Raw genomic sequence first — 15239 nt, 5'->3', positions numbered from 1 at the left:
GCTCAGCGCCCCCGTGACTCGTACGACGTACGGCCGTCACGGGTGTCGTAGGGATTGCGCGCCCGGTCGTGCGGCAGCGGCAGCCGGTGCACGATCTCCGAGACGATCGTGTCGGTGGTCCGGCGGTTGAGCTGCGCGTCCGCCGTCGGGATGATCCGGTGGGCGAGCACCGGCACGGCCAGCGTCTGCAGGTCGTCCGGGAGCACGTAGTCGCGGCCCTCGAGCGCGGCGACCGCCTTGGCCGTGCGGATCAGCTGCAGCGTGGACCGCGGTGACGCGCCGAGGCGGATCTCCGGTGCCTCACGGGTCGCGGTCACGAGGGCGATCGCGTACTGCTGGACGACGTCGGCGGCGTGCACGTGCCGGACCATGTCGATCAGCCGCCGCACCAGGGCGGCGTCCGCCACGGCCCGCAGGTCGTTGAGCGGGTCGTGATCGCCGTGGCCGCTGAGCATTGCCAGCTCCGCGCGGGGATCCGGGTAACCCATCGCGATCCGGGCGGTGAACCGGTCCCGCTGCGCCTCCGGCAGCGGGTAGGTGCCCTCCATCTCGATCGGGTTCTGCGTCGCGACCACCATGAACGGCGCCTGCAGCTCATAGGTCGTGCCGTCGACCGTGACCTGACGCTCCTCCATGCACTCCAGGAGGGCGGACTGGGTCTTCGGCGAGGCCCGGTTGATCTCGTCGCCCACCACCAGGTTGGCGAAGACCGCGCCCGGCTTGAACTCGAAGTCGCGCGTCTCCTGGTTGTAGACGCTGACCCCGGTCACATCGCTGGGCAGCAGGTCGGGCGTGAACTGGATGCGCCGGACCGAACAGTCGATCGAGCGGGCGAGGGCCTTGGCGAGCTTCGTCTTACCGACGCCCGGCACGTCCTCGATGAGCAGGTGCCCCTCGGCCAGCAGCACCGCGAGCGCCAGTCGCACTGTCGCGCTCTTGCCCTCGATGACCTGCTCGATGTTGGCCATGATGGCTTGGGTCGCGGCAGCGAACTCGGCGCTCGTCAGCGGGCCTGCCGGCTCGCCCCAGGTCGGCGTTGTCACGGGCCTCCTCCAAAAGCGTGTAATGCCCCCGTCGAACGGATATCACCCACCGTCAAGGGGCACCGAAGGTGCGGGCGCCCAGCGGCCGTGGGCCTCCGGCGCTCGCCGCCCGTCCCCACAGGTTATCTCCGTCCGCACGCATCGCCGAAAGGGCTGATCGACGGATGTGCCCTTCCGCGCCGGTATACCCGGTCGCGGTGCGTGATGAACGCCGGGTATCATGCCATGCATGGCTCGGTTCGTTCTGCTCCTTAGCCGGCCGTGCTGATCCGGTAACGGACCAGGCACGGCTTCCCCTCCTGCGTGAGGGGCTTTTTTGTGCCCTTTGCGCCCCGACGTTCCAGCGATTCGACGAGATGGTGAAGATGAGCGACACCGAGACCCCGCCGTTCCGTTACACCGCCGCGCTGGCCGGGCAGATCGAGCAGCGCTGGCAGGACTACTGGGGCGCGAACGGTACTTTCCACGCGCCCAACCCGGTTGGCGAGCTGGCCGACCCGGCGCACCCCCGCGCGGGCGCGCCCAAGCTGCACGTCCAGGACATGTTCCCGTACCCGTCCGGTGCCGGCCTGCACGTCGGGCACCCGCTGGGCTACATCGGCACCGACTGCTACACCCGCTACCAGCGGATGGCCGGCTTCAACGTGCTGCACCCGATGGGCTTCGACGCGTTCGGCCTGCCCGCCGAGCAGTACGCGGTGCAGACCGGCACCCACCCGGCGGTCACCACCGCCGCGAACGTCGAGCGGTATCGCGGTCAGCTGCGCCGGCTGGGCCTGGCGTACGACGAGCGCCGTTCGTTCTCAACGACCGACCCGGAGTACTACCGCTGGACCCAGTGGATCTTCCTGCAGGTGTTCAACTCGTGGTTCGACCCGTCGGTGGGCCGGGCGCGGCCGATCAGTGAGCTGATCCCGCAGCTGGAGGCCCGCGAGGACTGGGCCGGCCTGACCCCCGTCGAGCGACGCAAGCTGGTCGACGACCACCGCCTGGCCTACGTGAGCGAGGCCCCGGTCAACTGGTGCCCCGGGCTGGGCACGGTGCTGGCCAACGAGGAGGTCACGCCGGACGGGCGCAGCGAGCGCGGCAACTTCCCGGTCTTCCAGCGCAGCCTGAAGCAGTGGATGATGCGGATCACCGCGTACGGTGACCGCCTGATCGACGACCTGGACACGCTGGACTGGCCGGAGCCGGTCAAGCTGATGCAGCGCAACTGGATCGGCCGGTCCCGTGGCGCCAACGTCAGCTTCTCGGTCGCCTCCTCCCAGGTCGATGTCTTCACCACCCGCCCGGACACCCTGTTCGGCGCCACCTACATGGTTCTGGCTCCCGAGCACCAGCTGGTCGACGACATCGTCCCGGCAGCCTGGCCCGAGGGCACCAGGGACGTGTGGACCGGCGGCGCGGCGACCCCGGCCGAGGCGGTGGCCGCCTACCGTGCCGCCACGGCTGCCAAGACCGCCGAGGAGCGGACCGCCGACGGCAAGGTCAAGACCGGTGTCTTCACCGGCGCCTACGCGGTGAACCCGGTCAACGGCGCTCAGATCCCGGTGTTCATCGCCGACTACGTGCTGGCCGGTTACGGCACCGGCGCGATCATGGCGGTGCCCGGGCAGGACGAACGCGACTGGGCCTTCGCGGAGGTCTTCCAACTGCCCATCATTCGTACGGTGGAAGCGCCCGAGGGCTTCGAGGGCGCGTACACCGGCGAAGGCCCGGCGATCAACAGTGCCTGGCTGGACGGCAAGGGTGTCGCCGAGGCGAAGTCCGCGATGATCGCCTGGCTGGAGGAGCAGGGCAAGGGTTCCGGCGCCACCACGTACCGTCTGCGGGACTGGCTGTTCAGCCGCCAGCGGTACTGGGGTGAGCCGTTCCCGATCGTCTACGACGAGACCGGCCTGCCAATCGCGCTGCCCGAGTCGATGCTGCCGGTCGAGCTGCCCGACGTGGACGACTTCTCGCCGCGCACCTTCGACCCGGACGACGCGGACACCGAGCCGGAGACGCCGCTGTCGCGCAAGAAGGACTGGGTGCAGGTCGAGCTGGACCTGGGCGACGGGCCGAAGACGTACACCCGCGAGACCAACACCATGCCGCAGTGGGCCGGCTCCTGCTGGTACGAGCTGCGCTACCTGGACCCGCACAACGACAAGGCGCTGGTCGACCCGGCGAACGAGGCGTACTGGATGGGCCCGCAGCGCGACGGCGACTGCGGCGGCGTCGACCTGTACGTGGGTGGCGTCGAGCACGCGGTGCTGCACCTGCTGTACGCGCGCTTCTGGCACAAGGTGCTGTACGACCTGGGCCACGTGTCGTCGTTCGAGCCGTTCCGGAAGCTGTTCAACCAGGGGTACATCCAGGCGTACGCGTACCAGGACGCACGCGGGTTCTACGTGCCGGCGGAGGAGGTCGTCGAGCGCGACGGCAAGTACTTCTACGGCGCCGACGAGGTCGTCCGATCGTACGGAAAAATGGGTAAATCTCTGAAAAATGTCGTCACGCCCGACGAGATGTGCGAGCAGTACGGCGCCGACACGTTCCGGGTGTACGAGATGGCGATGGGCCCGCTGGACGTCTCCCGCCCCTGGGAGACCCGCGCGGTCGTCGGCTCCCAGCGCTTCCTGCAGCGCGCCTGGCGGCTGGTGATCGACGAGGAGTCCGGCGCGGTCCGGGTCACCGACGAGCCACTGGACACCAAGACCCGCAAGGTGCTGCACCGCATCATCGCCGGTGTCCGCGAGGACATGGACGAGCTGCGGTTCAACACCGCGATCGCCAAGCTGATCGAGCTGACCAACACGCTGACCCCGCTGCCCACGGTGTCGCGCGAGGCGGTCGAGCCGCTGGTGCTGATGCTGTCGCCGTTCGCGCCGCACCTGGCCGAGGAGCTGTGGGGCAAGCTGGGGCACTCCGGGACTCTGGCGTACACGGACTTCCCGGTCGCCGACCCGGCCCAGCTGGTCGCCGACTCGATCACCTACCCCGTGCAGATCAACGGCAAGGTGCGAGGCCGCGTCGAGGTCGCGCCGGACACGGCCGAGGCGGAGGTCCGTGCGGCCGCCCTGGCCGCGGTGGCCGACGCGCTGGGCGGCCGCGAGCCGAAGAAGGTCATCGTGGTCGCCGGCCGGCTGGTCAGTGTGGTCGTATAGAGGACTGTGTCGATCGAGCTGATCCCCACCGAGTTCCTGATCCGGGCGGACATCCTCGCACCGGGGCTGATCGAGGGCCTCTACCTGCAGGGTTCCGCCGCGCTCGGGGACTACCGGCCGGGGATCAGCGACATCGACTTCGTCGCGGTCACCGACGAGCCCGCCTCCCTCGACCTGGTCCGGGAGATCCACGGCGGGATGCCGCGCCGGCCGCACTTCGACGGTCTCTATGTCACCTGGGCGGATCTGCGGGCGGATCCGTCGGGTCTGCCGCCTGGCCCGGCCGTGCACGAGGGCCGGGTCTCGTCGTCGCGTTTCGAGCGGAACCTGGTCACCTGGCACGTGCTCGCGCAGGCCGGGGTCCCGATGCGCGGGCCGGAGCGGCCGGAGGTGTTCACCGACTGGCCGGCGCTGGCCGCGTCGACCCGGGAGAACATGGAGTCCTACTGGCGGCCGTGGGCGCGCCGTGTGCGCCTCAGCCCGGCCGGGTTGAGCTCGTGGGCGGTCGCGTGGGGCGTGCTCGGGGTGTCCCGCCTGCGGCACACGCTGGTCACCGAGCGGGTGACGTCGAAGACCGAGGGCGGCCGGTACGCACTGCGCAGCTATCCCGGCTGGGAACGGATCATCGAGGAGGCGCTGCGGATCCGGTGCGGGGGAGAGCCGCGCTATCGCTCACCGTTCCGCCGCCGCGCTGATCTGCTGGCTTACCTGGAGTTCGCGCTGGACCCGTCGGCCCCGCCCGACGCTGCGCTGCTCCACTGACCGCTCCCGCCGGCGGCGCCTCCAAGTCTGCCGAGATCTTGGAGGGTTCGGGCTCAAATACGGGCGCAACTCTCCAAGATCTCAGCGGAGAGCGGGAGCGGGAGCGGGAGCGGGAGCGGGAGCGGGAGCGGCGGCGCGGCGGGACGTGTAGCGCCACCGCAGCACGATCGCCGTCGACAGGGCGAAGCCGATGGCGGCCGGTGCGAGGGTGATCGCGTTCATCTCGCCGGGGGCGGCCACCGCGGCACCGATCACGGCGTAGGTGACCGTAGACGGGATGGCGGCGATCGTCGTGCCGAGCAGGTAGCGCTTGCGGCAGACGCTGGTGGTTCCGTACGCGTACCCGACAAGGCCGAACGGTGCCAGTGGCAGGAATCGGACCAGCAGGACGGCCGAGAGACCCCGCCGGTTCAGCCAGCCGTCGAGACGGTCCAGGCGGCTGCCGGCCCGCGCCTTGAGCGCGCCGCGGCCGGCCCAGCGACCCGCGTAGTAGGTCGCCGTGGCGGCGATGATGGCCGCGGCGAGCGCCGCGATCGCGCCGGTGGCGGCGCCCAGGAGCACGCCGCAGAGCAGGGTGATCGCGGTGCGGGGGACGAGCACCGACAGCAGCAGCCCGCCGACCACCGCGACGGCCGCCGGAGCGCCCGGGCCGAGGTTGTCGACGCTGTCGCCGATCTCCCGCAGCGGAAGCATGGTGGCGGCGACGGCGAGGACGCCGACCACGGCGGCCAGCGTGCCGAACCGGGCGAGACGGCGCTTCCAGGCGATCGGTGCGGTCTGCGTAACGGCCTGAGGGTCCGCGGAGGGGGTTGCGCCCCGCGGGGCGATCAGGATGTCGGTCATGCAGGCATACCGCCCCAACTGTCGTCGGTTCAGGTCCAGGTCGTGCCGGTCACACAGCGCCGGCGGCGGCCAGTCGCTCGCTTCGCAGCCGGTCGGGCCAGCTGTCATCCAGGGGCGCAAGCCTATCCGCGCCGGTGGACCATCTCAGTAGCAGATCGGCTATCGCTGGGTTGCGAGCGAGCGCCGGGCCGTGCGAGTAGGTGCCGAGGATCTTGCCGGCCCACGCGCCCTCGGTCTGGCCGTCGTTGCCGATGCCGGCCGTGACCCTGGCGAGCGGTGCCGCGTGCGCGCCGAGATGCGTCCGCCCACCGTGGTTCTCGAATCCGGTGAGCGGCGGCAGGCCGAGCCGGGGGTCGATGTCGCCGCGCAGTTCACCCACCGCCCGGGTCTCGCCCCGGTCCGAGGTGATGTCGAGCAGGCCCAACCCGGCGACTTTCGCTCCCTTGGCGAAGAACGAGTGACCGAACAACTGGTAACCCGCGCAGATCGCCAGCACCGCCGCGCCCTGGTTGACGGCGCGGTGCAGGCCGCCGTCGGTGAGCAGCCGCTGCGACGCGAGGGACTGCGGGCCGTCCTCGCCGCCGCCGATCAGGTAGATGTCCGCTGTGGTCGGCATCTGCTGGTCGGAGCGGACCTCGTACGTCTCCACCGGGATGCCGCGGGCGGCCGCCCGGTGCGCCAGGATGAGCAGGTTGCCACGGTCACCGTAGGTGGACAGCAGATCGGGGTAGATCCACACGATCCGCAGGGCCTCAGTTGACACGGTCCAACTCCGCTCGGATGTCCTGGAACGCCGTGTAGTTGGCGATCACTTCGAGGCGGCCGGGCGGCACGGCGCGCAGCGCCTCGTCGAAACTGAGTACGTGCCGGAACGGCACCCGGTTCACCTCGAGGCGTACGGCCAAGTCATACGCACGGTCACCGGTGATGAGGATGGGACGGGTGCGCAGCGGCGCGAAATCGACGTCCCAGAGCCACGAGGTGTCCAGTCCGTCAGGGTCCCGCGCGTTGATGGACAGCAGCGTAGGGGCCTGATCGGCCATGTCGAACGCCTCCAGCCAACTGGCCGGGTTCTTGGCGAGAAGCAGCCGGATGTTGCGGCCGTCGCGGTCCACCTGGGCGTAACGCCCTGCGATGGATGTCACCTGGGAGAGGCGCGGAAGTGCCTCGATCGGGCGAACCCCGAACTCGGCGGCGACGGCGAGCGCGGTCGCCGCGTTGCCGATGTTGACCCGGCCGGGCAGCTGGAGCTTCACCAGGTGCCAGTCGCCGCGCGGATCGATCACGCCCTCGTCCTCGACCGTCCAGTGCGGCCGGGGGCGGCGCAGCGGGCAGCCGGTGCACCACCAGTCGCCGTTGGCCCGCTCGATCGCGTGCCCGCTCTCCGGGCAGACGAACGAGTCGTCCAGCCAGCGCTGGCCGGCGCTGAACCAGGTGACCTGCTGAGCGGCGCTCGCGGCCCAGACCACCATCGGGTCGTCGGCGTTGGCGACCACCCGGATGTCGGGGTGGCCGGCGAGCGCGACCTTCCACAGCTGCGCCATCATCGCCACCTCCTTCGCCCGGTCGAGCTGGTCGCGGGAGAGGTTGAGCAGCGCCACCACGCGCGGGTTGGTGGAGTCGATCACCTGGGCCAGGTAGTGCTCGTCCACCTCCAGGACCGCGAACGGGGTGTGACCCTCTTTCGCCAGGGCCGAGGTGTGCCCGGTCGGCATGTTCGCACCGAAGGAGTTGGTCGCGACCCGTCCGAGGTAGCCGACCGCGGCCGCGGTGAGCCGGGTGGTGGTGGTCTTGCCGTTGGTGCCGGAGACCAGCGCCACGGCCCGGCCGGACGAGAGGTGCGCCAGCAGGTCAGGGTCGATCTTGAGGCCGATCCAGCCGCCGATCACCGAGCCGTCGCCGCGCCCGGCGGCCCTGGAGAGCGCTGCCGCGGTCTTGGACACCGAGGTCGCGACCTTGGCGATGAGTGGCATCTTCCCGTCCGTCACGCCAGCGAGGGTACCGGACGCAAAGGTTACGTCGCGTTGCCAGACCATCAAGATCACGTGCGTAGCGTGTTTTCCCCGCTCCGGCCACTTCGGACGCGACGGCGAGTTATTTATGTGTTCTGGTTCACCCGTAACCTTGGACGTTGCGTAGTTGCTCGGTAGCGCCTGGTCACGGCATTTGTCTCGTGGAGGTAACAAACTGGACAGCGCCCAGCGTGCCAACTACTTAGCGTGATCCCGAGCACGCTGACGATCTAGGCCGCGTTCAGGTACCAAGGTTGAGCCGGCGGCAATCCGCTCGCCGGTCGCACCGGACCGGTTCACGCCGAGCCCTGCCCCGTTCCGGACGGTGCGACCACACAGTGTTTCGCAAGAAAGACAAGGCATTCGGGGGCGGGGACGGGGGACCCATTCGCGGTCCGTCCCGCGCCACGGCATCTCGCGTGGCGCACCAGGGGTGACCTTGGGGTGAAGCCGCTCCGGCGGCCGGGCAACCTTCCCGCCCGAACCCGACAGCTAACCTCGCAGGCGTGCCGGAGGGATCTCTCTACCGTGGGCGAACACAGTTCGCGCCGGGGCCGCCGCAGCATGTCTGTCGGCACCGGCACTGTCGCACTCTCCCTGGGCCTCTGCCTCTGCGCCGGACAGCTGATGACGGCCACGGCCGCCGCAGCCGCCGGCACCACCCCGGTCGCCGCTGTCACCACTGAAGCCGCTGCCGTGAAGGTCACGCCCAAGCTGTCCAATACGGTCAGCACCCGGAGCCTGAAGTGGGGCTCCACCCTCAAGGTCACCGCGAAGGTCATCGACCCGCGGACCGGCCAGATCGCCAAGGGCACGGTCCGCCTCCAGGGCTGGAGCAACGGCGCCTGGCGGACCTGGGACACCGACACCGTCCGGAACGCGAACGGTACGGTCACCCTGACCGCCAAGCCGCTGGTCAACACGTGGACCCGGACCGTCTTCACCGGCTCCGGCTTCAACCAGGTGATCACCAGCAAGACCAAGGTGAACGTCAAGGCCAGCGGCGCGAAGATCCTCGCCGAGGCCAAGAAGCACAAGGGCGCGCTGTACAAGTACGGTGCGGCGGGCCCCAAGCGCTTCGACTGCTCCGGCTTCACCAAGTACGTCTACAAGAAGGCGGCGGGCAAGTCCCTGCCGCACAAGGCGAACTCGCAGCAGAGCAAGGGCAAGGCGGTCGCCAAGAGCAACAAGAAGGTCGGCGACCTGATCGTCTTCCGCAACGGGTCCTACGGCTACCACGCCGGCATCTACGCGGGCAACGGCTACATCTACGACTCGCCGCACAGCGGTGCCCGGGTCGGCAAGCACAAGATCTGGAGCAAGAACTACGTGGTCCGCCGCCTCGTCGCGTAGTGGACCGCAGTAAGTAAGGTGCGCGGTGTGGTGGCATCGCAACAGCCTTAATAAGTAAGGCATACGCCTGTGGGGTGTGATTCCGGTTCGGGTCACGCCCCACAGGCGTTTTTCACGTCCGGCACGCGGTGGGTCACCCTCTAATTCTTTCTACGCTACGTGCACGACGGCCGGCAGAAGCGACTACGCGTACCGCCCCCACACCGCGAGCCCATCACCGGTCCCGCCCCCTGCCGCGCCCGCCGGGCAGACCCGCCGGCTCACCCTCACCCCGCGATGTGTGGACTTCGCCCCCGCTCCGCACCCGAACTCCACACGCGTTCCTTGCGTGTGAACTTCCTCCCCGCTCCGCACCCGAACTCCACACGCGATCCTGGTTGGACTGTCTACTGCCGCGGGTGGCGTGTGCCACTTTGGCCGGCCGCCTTCTCTCCCGGACCCTGATTTCTCTCCCGGACCCCTGATTTCCTCCCCGGCGGGCAGCCGCTTTCGTCCACCGGAGGGCACCACTTTCCTCCACCGGGGTGCTCCACTTTCCTCCACGGCGGGGGGTCGGAGGGGGGTCGGGGGCGTGGGAGGGTCGGAAATGGGGGAGTTTTCCCACCTGGTGTGCCCGATGTCGGAAACCGGACCAGGTCGATCATGGTCTGCGGCTCCATTCCGCTCCACCGCCTGTGAACTGGGGTTTCGTCCGCGAAAACGGCTCGCGAGCCGACGCTTTCGGGTTGCAGGTGGAGGGAAGTGGAGTAAAGTGGTGCGCAGTGGCAGGACCGAGGAACTCAACCGAAGCCTGCCGGCCCGAGTTGACAGGCGGACCGACTTCCCCGCGAAGGAGCCGGTGCCGCGGCAAGGGGGGTTGGGCCGATGTTCCTCGGCACACACACCCCGCGCCTGGACGAAAAGGGCCGGCTGATCCTTCCGGCGAAGTTCCGTGATGAGCTGGCGGGAGGTGTCGTGATCACCAAAGGGCAGGAGCGCTGTCTCTACGTGTTCCCGATGCCGGAGTTCCAGCGCATCGCCGGTCAGTTGCGTGAGGCGCCGGTGACCAACAAGGCCGCTCGGGCTTACAGCCGGGTGTTCTTCGCCAGCGCGCACGACGAGGTGCCCGACAAGCAGGGACGCGTGACCATCCCGGCGCACCTCAGAGACTATGCGAGCCTCGGCCGCGACCTGGTCGTGATCGGAGCGAGCACCCGGGTCGAGATCTGGGACAAGCAATCCTGGGACGACTACCTCTCGGCGAGCGAGGAAGACTTCGCCGACATCGAGGAGGGGGTGCTGCCCGGCGGACTGTAGGGCGTGGCACCTCGGTGGGCCGCCGCAGCGGCCCGGACGCCACTGCCGCCGTACTGCGAGATCTCCAGCCGCTCCCGCTCCTGGCGCCTCTTCCCCGGCGCCAGGCGCGTGTCCGGGGCCGGTTCAGCCCGGCGCGGGACATGAGCGGATGGGGATCTGGCGGTACGGATGGGCGGCCGGGCCGGAACGGCAAGTGAACAACCGGGTGATACGCGAGCGGGTAGTGCTATGGGGGTCGACATGGGGGAGCCGCGGGGCGTACACGTTCCGGTGCTGCTCGAGCGTTGCCTCGAGCTGCTCGGTCCCGCCCTCGACCTGCCGGGCGCCGTTCACGTCGACTTCACGCTGGGACTGGGCGGGCACGCCGAGGCGGTGCTCGAGCGGCACCCTGACGTGATCCTGATCGGACTCGACCGCGACACCGAGGCTCTGGAGCACGCTTCGCGCCGGCTGGCCCGGTTCGAGGGCCGGACGCATCTGGTGCACGCGGTCTACCACGAACTGCCGCGGGTGCTCGGCGAACTCGGCATCCCGGTGATCCACAGCGGACTGTTCGACCTCGGGGTCTCGTCGTTGCAGTTGGACGAGGCGGATCGTGGGTTCGCGTACGCGCAGGACGCACCACTGGACATGCGGATGGACCAGTCCCGCGGTGTGACCGCCGAGGAGATCGTCAACACGTACGAGCCGGGGGAGCTGGTGCGGATCCTCCGGCAGTACGGCGAGGAGAAGTTCGCGCCCCGGATCGTGTCGTCGATCGTGCGGGAGCGGGCCAAGGGCCGGATCACGTCGACGGCCCGTCTCGCCGAACTGGTGAAGGACGCCATACCAGCCGCCGCGCGCCGAACGGGTGGAAATCCCGCAAAAAGAACCTTTCAGGCACTACGCATTGAGGTGAACGGCGAGCTCGAGGTCCTCGAGCAAGCGGTTCCGCATGCTTTGGACGCGTTGGCGCCCAAGGGGCGTCTTGTGGTGATGAGTTATCAATCACTGGAGGACAGGATCGTCAAGCGCGAGCTCGCCGCGAGGTCGCGCAGCACCGGGCCGATCGACCTGCCGGTCGAGCTTCCCGGTACCGGTCCGACGCTGCGGTTGCTGACCAGGGGGTCCGAGCCACCCAGCGAGGCGGAGGTGGCGGAGAACCCGAGGGCGGCCTCGGTGAAGCTCCGCGCCGTGGAGCGGATCGACGAAGAGCAGGGACGGCAGTACAACCGGGCACCCGGGACCGGCCGCGAGCGGCCCCGGATGGCCGGAGCCACCCGCGGTGGGAAACCGGGGCAGCCCGGGGAGACAACGCGCGGGGGACGAGGGCGGTTACGCCCGGGGGCGAAAGAGGAGGGGGAGGGACGAGCATGAGCGAGCGTTACGACGCGCCGCGGTCGGGGGGCCGTGCGGCGCAGTCGCGTCGGGTGCACGACGACAGCCGCGATGCGCGAGACCGGGGAACTGGCGCCCGGGGGGCGCGCCAGTCGCCCGGCACCGACACGCGCCGTTCCGGGATCCGGAGCGACCGGGCCGACCGCCCGGCCACCGAAGCGGCCACGCGGGGCGACCGCGCCGACCGGGCGGCCACGCGGGGCGACCGGCTGGACGCGGCGGCGACGCGGGGCGACCGGCTGGACGCGGCGGCGACGCGGGGGGAGCGCGCCGACCGGGCGGCCACGCGGGGTGACCGCGCCGAGCGGGCGGCCACGCGGGGCGACCGGCTGGACGCTGCGGCTGCGCGGAAGTCGGCGCGGGACGAGCGGCTGGGCGCTGCGGCGGCGCGGGGCGATCGCGCCGAGCGGGCGGCCGCGCGAGACGACCGGCTGGACGCGGCGGCTGCGCGGAAGTCGGCGCGGGGGGAGCGGGCTGAGCGGGCTGCTGGGCGGAACGTGGCGCGGGAAGAGCGGGTTCGTGGTGGTAAGGGTGGTCGGGTCGAGGGGACGGCGGCGCTGGCGCTGCGGGTCACCGACCTGGAGGTGACGGCGGCGGCGCCGGAGCCGGCCGGCCGGCCCAAGCTCTGGGTGGCGCCGCCGGCGCCGATCCGGGCGCCGCGGGTGACGTTCGCCGTGGCGGTGCTCGCTGTGGTGCTGGTCGGTGTGCTCGGCATTCTGTACATCAACACCAAGACCATGGAGCAGTCGTTCCGGCTGACCGCGCTGCGCAAGGAGCAGGCCGCTCTCGACAAGCAGCAGGCGAGCCTGGAGCAGCAGCTCATCCAGGCGTCCAACCCGGGCAACCTGCACGCCGCCGCGCGCCGGCTGGGTCTGGTCGTGGCCGAGTCGCCGGCGATGATCCGGTTGCCGGACGGCAAGATCATCCGGACGCCCACGCCGGGGCGGGGGCGGCTCTCGCCGACCGCGCAGGACTGGCTGGGTAACGGCAACGGTACGGCGCCGTCGGCCGGTGCCGCTTCCGCGGGCACCGGGCAGTAGGCCGGCATGGCGCCGCGAGCCGAGGACGATCCGCGCCGGGGTGTGCAGCCCCGGCGCGGTTCGTCGCGTGACGTGCCGAACCCGGACGAGGACGACCGCGAGGACGGCGCCGGGCGGCGGGGCCGGAACAGCATCGGGGAGGCGCGCGCCTACACCCCGCGCGGCCGGACCGTCGCCGAGCGGGGGCGCCTGCCGCGTTCCGGGCGCACCACCGACCCGTTCCGGCCCGCGCTGCAGGTGCTCGACGGCGGCGAGGGCGGCCAGCGCACCCGTGGCCGCGGCACCCGCGGCGCGGAGACGCCCGCACCCCGCGAGCAGGCCAAAGAGGGCCGCGAGCAGGCGAAGGAACGCCGCGAGCAGGCCAAAGAGGGCCGTGAGCAGACCAAGGAACGGCGCGAGCAGACCAAGGAACGCCGCGAGCAGCCGAAAGAGCGGGAAAAGCCGCGCCAGCGGGCGACGGCAGACCGGGCGAGCGGCCGGGACAGGACCCAGGAGAGGGCCCGGAACACCGACGATCGCCGACGCGCGGGCTCCTCCCGTACCGAAAAGGAAAAACGACGAAGCGCGCCGCGCCGTCCCATGCCGGCGGAACCGCCCAAGCTCGCGAACAGCACCCGTCGCCTGCGCCTGGGCACCGTGCTGGCGCTCTCCCTGTTCGTCACCATCGGCGTGCGTCTCGCGGTGCTGCAGGTGGCCACGTCGGACGCCGAGGTGGCGAGCCTGGTGAGCCTGCGGGAGAAGCGGCTGAGCACGGTGAAGCTGCCGGCGCCGCGGGGCAGCATCCTGGACCGCGACGGCAACGTGCTCGCGCACAGCGTCCCGGCGAGGTACGTCTATGCCGACCCGGAGAACGCCGACCTGCAGAAGAACATCCCGGGCATCGCCAAGACGCTCGCGCCGATGCTCGCCGTCTCGCAATCCGAGCTGATCGAGAACCTGCAGCGCAAGCAGGTGATGGGCCGGTGGACGCAGTTCCGCTACCTGGCGCGCGGTGTGGACGTGCGGACCGCCGACCGGATCGACGCGATGAAGGGCCTGCCCGGCATCTACACCGAGAGCGACGAGCGGCGGGACGTGCCCGGCAAGGACCTGGCGTCGAACCTGATCGGGTTCACCGGCGACGACCACCACGGCCTCGAGGGGCTGGAGGCGCGCTACGACGACCTGCTGCACGGCACCGACGGCAAGCGGGTCTTCGAGATCGGCAAGGGCAACCTGAACGCGCCGATCCCCGGCGGGTACGAGCAGGAGACGCCCGCCAAACCGGGCAGCTCGCTGCAGCTGACCATCGACCGGGAGCTGCAGTTCAAGGTGCAGCAGGTGCTGCACGCCGAGGCGAAGCAGCGCAACGCCACGGTCGCCGGCGCGGTGGTGCTGGACGCGCGGACCGGCGAGGTGCTGGCGCAGGCGAGCTACCCGGCGTACAGCGCCGCCGAACCGCAGAAGGTCGAGCCGGAGGATCGGGCCGACGTGCCGTCCAGCGTGGTCACCGACCCCGGGTCGACGCACAAGGCGTTCATCTTCGGCGCGGCGCTGCAGGAGGGCCTGATCACTCCGGAGTCGACGCTCAAGATCGGCCCGGCGATCGAGCGGGGCGGTGAGGTCTTCCGGGACACCCATCCGCAGGATCCGGGCACCGAGATGACCATGCCGGGGCTGCTGGCGTACTCCTCCAACGTCGGCACGATCCTCATCGGGGAGATGCTCGGCAAGGAGAAGATCTACGAGTACCAGCAGAAGTTCGGGCTGGGCCGGGCCACCGGCGAGGGTGTGCCCGGCGAGGCCGAGGGCATGCTGCTCAAGCCGGAGGACTGGAGCGGCTCGGCGCCCGGATCGGTGCCGGTCGGGCACAGCGTCTCGGCCACGCTGGTCCAGATGGCGGCCGGGTACGGCGCGATCGCCAACGACGGCACCTGGATCCAGCCGCACCTGGTCAAGGCGACCGTCTCCGCCGACGACAAGGTCACGCCCGCCGCCGCACCGGAGAAGCGCAAGGTGCTCGATCCGGGTGTGGCCACCGAACTGAGGACGATGATGGAGGCTGTGGTCGACGTCAAGGGCGGTACGGGCAAGGCCGCCGCGGTGGGCGGTTACCGGGTGGCCGGCAAGACCGGGACCGGCAAGATGCTCATCGACGGGCAGTACACCAGCCACAACGCCAGCTCGTTCGTCGGTATGGCGCCGGCCGAGAACCCGCGGTTCGTCATCGCGATCTCGATGGACGTCTCCAGCGGCGGTGGCGGCGACGTGGCCGCGCCCGCGTTCAGCCAGATGATGTCCTACGCTCTGCTCCACTACCGTGTGCCACCGTCCGGTACGAAGCCGCCCACCTTCAAGATCCATCCATGAGTCGGAGCCGCATGG

General features: G+C 70.4%; 11 protein-coding genes and 1 riboswitch. Of the genes, 7 read left to right on the top strand and 4 right to left on the bottom strand.

The features are described from left to right. Positions 1–2: 2 nt before the first annotated feature. Complete coding sequence (locus tag AB0M02_RS16285) at positions 3–968, bottom strand: MoxR family ATPase (protein WP_364227484.1); 966 nt, start codon at positions 966–968, stop codon at positions 3–5. Positions 969–1399: 431 nt separating this feature from the next. Between AB0M02_RS16285 and leuS the strand changes: the two genes are divergently transcribed. Both leuS and AB0M02_RS16275 read left to right on the top strand, forming a co-directional pair. Then, the gene (gene leuS / locus AB0M02_RS16280) at positions 1400–4192 is read left to right on the top strand and encodes a leucine--tRNA ligase (protein ID WP_364227136.1); all 2793 of its coding nucleotides are present in this window, start codon (positions 1400–1402) and stop codon (positions 4190–4192) included. Between the two features lie 6 nt (positions 4193–4198). Beyond that, positions 4199–4954, top strand: a complete 756-nt coding sequence (locus AB0M02_RS16275) for a nucleotidyltransferase domain-containing protein (RefSeq protein WP_364227134.1) — start codon at positions 4199–4201, stop codon at positions 4952–4954. Positions 4955–5035: 81 nt separating this feature from the next. Here the strand turns inward: AB0M02_RS16275 and AB0M02_RS16270 are convergent, their stop codons facing one another. The 3 genes from AB0M02_RS16270 to AB0M02_RS16260 are packed head-to-tail and all read right to left on the bottom strand — an operon-like array spanning position 5036 to position 7770. Beyond that, positions 5036–5797, bottom strand: a complete 762-nt coding sequence (locus AB0M02_RS16270; RefSeq protein ID WP_364227131.1) for a VTT domain-containing protein — start codon at positions 5795–5797, stop codon at positions 5036–5038. A gap of 49 nt (positions 5798–5846) precedes the next feature. Next, the gene (locus AB0M02_RS16265; protein ID WP_364227128.1) at positions 5847–6560 is read right to left on the bottom strand and encodes a glutamine amidotransferase; all 714 of its coding nucleotides are present in this window, start codon (positions 6558–6560) and stop codon (positions 5847–5849) included. Further along, positions 6550–7770, bottom strand: a complete 1221-nt coding sequence (locus AB0M02_RS16260) for a MurT ligase domain-containing protein (protein WP_364227481.1) — start codon at positions 7768–7770, stop codon at positions 6550–6552. The genes AB0M02_RS16265 and AB0M02_RS16260 overlap by 11 nt, the downstream gene beginning before the upstream one ends. 381 nt (positions 7771–8151) lie before the next feature. Next, positions 8152–8331, top strand: a riboswitch (cyclic di-AMP (ydaO/yuaA leader). Positions 8332–8373: 42 nt separating this feature from the next. Here AB0M02_RS16260 and AB0M02_RS16255 point away from each other — a divergent pair. The 5 genes from AB0M02_RS16255 to AB0M02_RS16235 all read left to right on the top strand — a co-directional run bounded on the left by AB0M02_RS16255 (position 8374) and on the right by AB0M02_RS16235 (position 15224). Next, the gene (locus tag AB0M02_RS16255; protein ID WP_364227126.1) at positions 8374–9162 is read left to right on the top strand and encodes an NlpC/P60 family protein; all 789 of its coding nucleotides are present in this window, start codon (positions 8374–8376) and stop codon (positions 9160–9162) included. Between the two features lie 864 nt (positions 9163–10026). Further along, positions 10027–10458: a division/cell wall cluster transcriptional repressor MraZ gene (gene mraZ, locus AB0M02_RS16250; protein WP_364227124.1), complete on the top strand. Its 432-nt coding sequence runs from the start codon at positions 10027–10029 to the stop codon at positions 10456–10458. A gap of 228 nt (positions 10459–10686) precedes the next feature. Then, positions 10687–11814 carry a 16S rRNA (cytosine(1402)-N(4))-methyltransferase RsmH gene (gene rsmH, locus AB0M02_RS16245; RefSeq protein ID WP_364227121.1) on the top strand — a complete coding sequence of 376 codons (1128 nt, stop codon included), beginning with the start codon at positions 10687–10689 and terminating at the stop codon, positions 11812–11814. Beyond that, positions 11811–12875: a hypothetical protein gene (locus AB0M02_RS16240; RefSeq protein ID WP_364227118.1), complete on the top strand. Its 1065-nt coding sequence runs from the start codon at positions 11811–11813 to the stop codon at positions 12873–12875. Before rsmH ends, AB0M02_RS16240 begins: the two co-directional genes overlap by 4 nt. 6 nt (positions 12876–12881) lie before the next feature. After that, entirely contained in the window at positions 12882–15224 is a 2343-nt protein-coding gene (locus tag AB0M02_RS16235; protein WP_364227115.1) for a penicillin-binding transpeptidase domain-containing protein, read from the top strand. Positions 15225–15239: the final 15 nt, after the last annotated feature.

The organism is Actinoplanes sp. NPDC051861, assembly GCF_040681145.1.
Lineage (GTDB): Bacteria > Actinomycetota > Actinomycetes > Mycobacteriales > Micromonosporaceae > Actinoplanes.
The sequence above is the reverse complement of the archived record's forward strand: the minus strand, read 5'-3'. Positions and strand labels throughout refer to the sequence as shown.

Coding starts and splice junctions, on each gene's coding strand:
- AB0M02_RS16285 (WP_364227484.1), bottom strand. CDS start 968: ATGGCCAACATCGAGCAGGTCATCGAGGGCAAGAGCGCGACAGTGCGA.
- leuS (WP_364227136.1), top strand. CDS start 1,400: ATGGTGAAGATGAGCGACACCGAGACCCCGCCGTTCCGTTACACCGCC.
- AB0M02_RS16270 (WP_364227131.1), bottom strand. CDS start 5,797: ATGACCGACATCCTGATCGCCCCGCGGGGCGCAACCCCCTCCGCGGAC.
- AB0M02_RS16260 (WP_364227481.1), bottom strand. CDS start 7,770: ATGCCACTCATCGCCAAGGTCGCGACCTCGGTGTCCAAGACCGCGGCA.
- AB0M02_RS16255 (WP_364227126.1), top strand. CDS start 8,374: ATGTCTGTCGGCACCGGCACTGTCGCACTCTCCCTGGGCCTCTGCCTC.
- mraZ (WP_364227124.1), top strand. CDS start 10,027: ATGTTCCTCGGCACACACACCCCGCGCCTGGACGAAAAGGGCCGGCTG.
- rsmH (WP_364227121.1), top strand. CDS start 10,687: ATGGGGGTCGACATGGGGGAGCCGCGGGGCGTACACGTTCCGGTGCTG.
- AB0M02_RS16240 (WP_364227118.1), top strand. CDS start 11,811: ATGAGCGAGCGTTACGACGCGCCGCGGTCGGGGGGCCGTGCGGCGCAG.
- AB0M02_RS16235 (WP_364227115.1), top strand. CDS start 12,882: ATGGCGCCGCGAGCCGAGGACGATCCGCGCCGGGGTGTGCAGCCCCGG.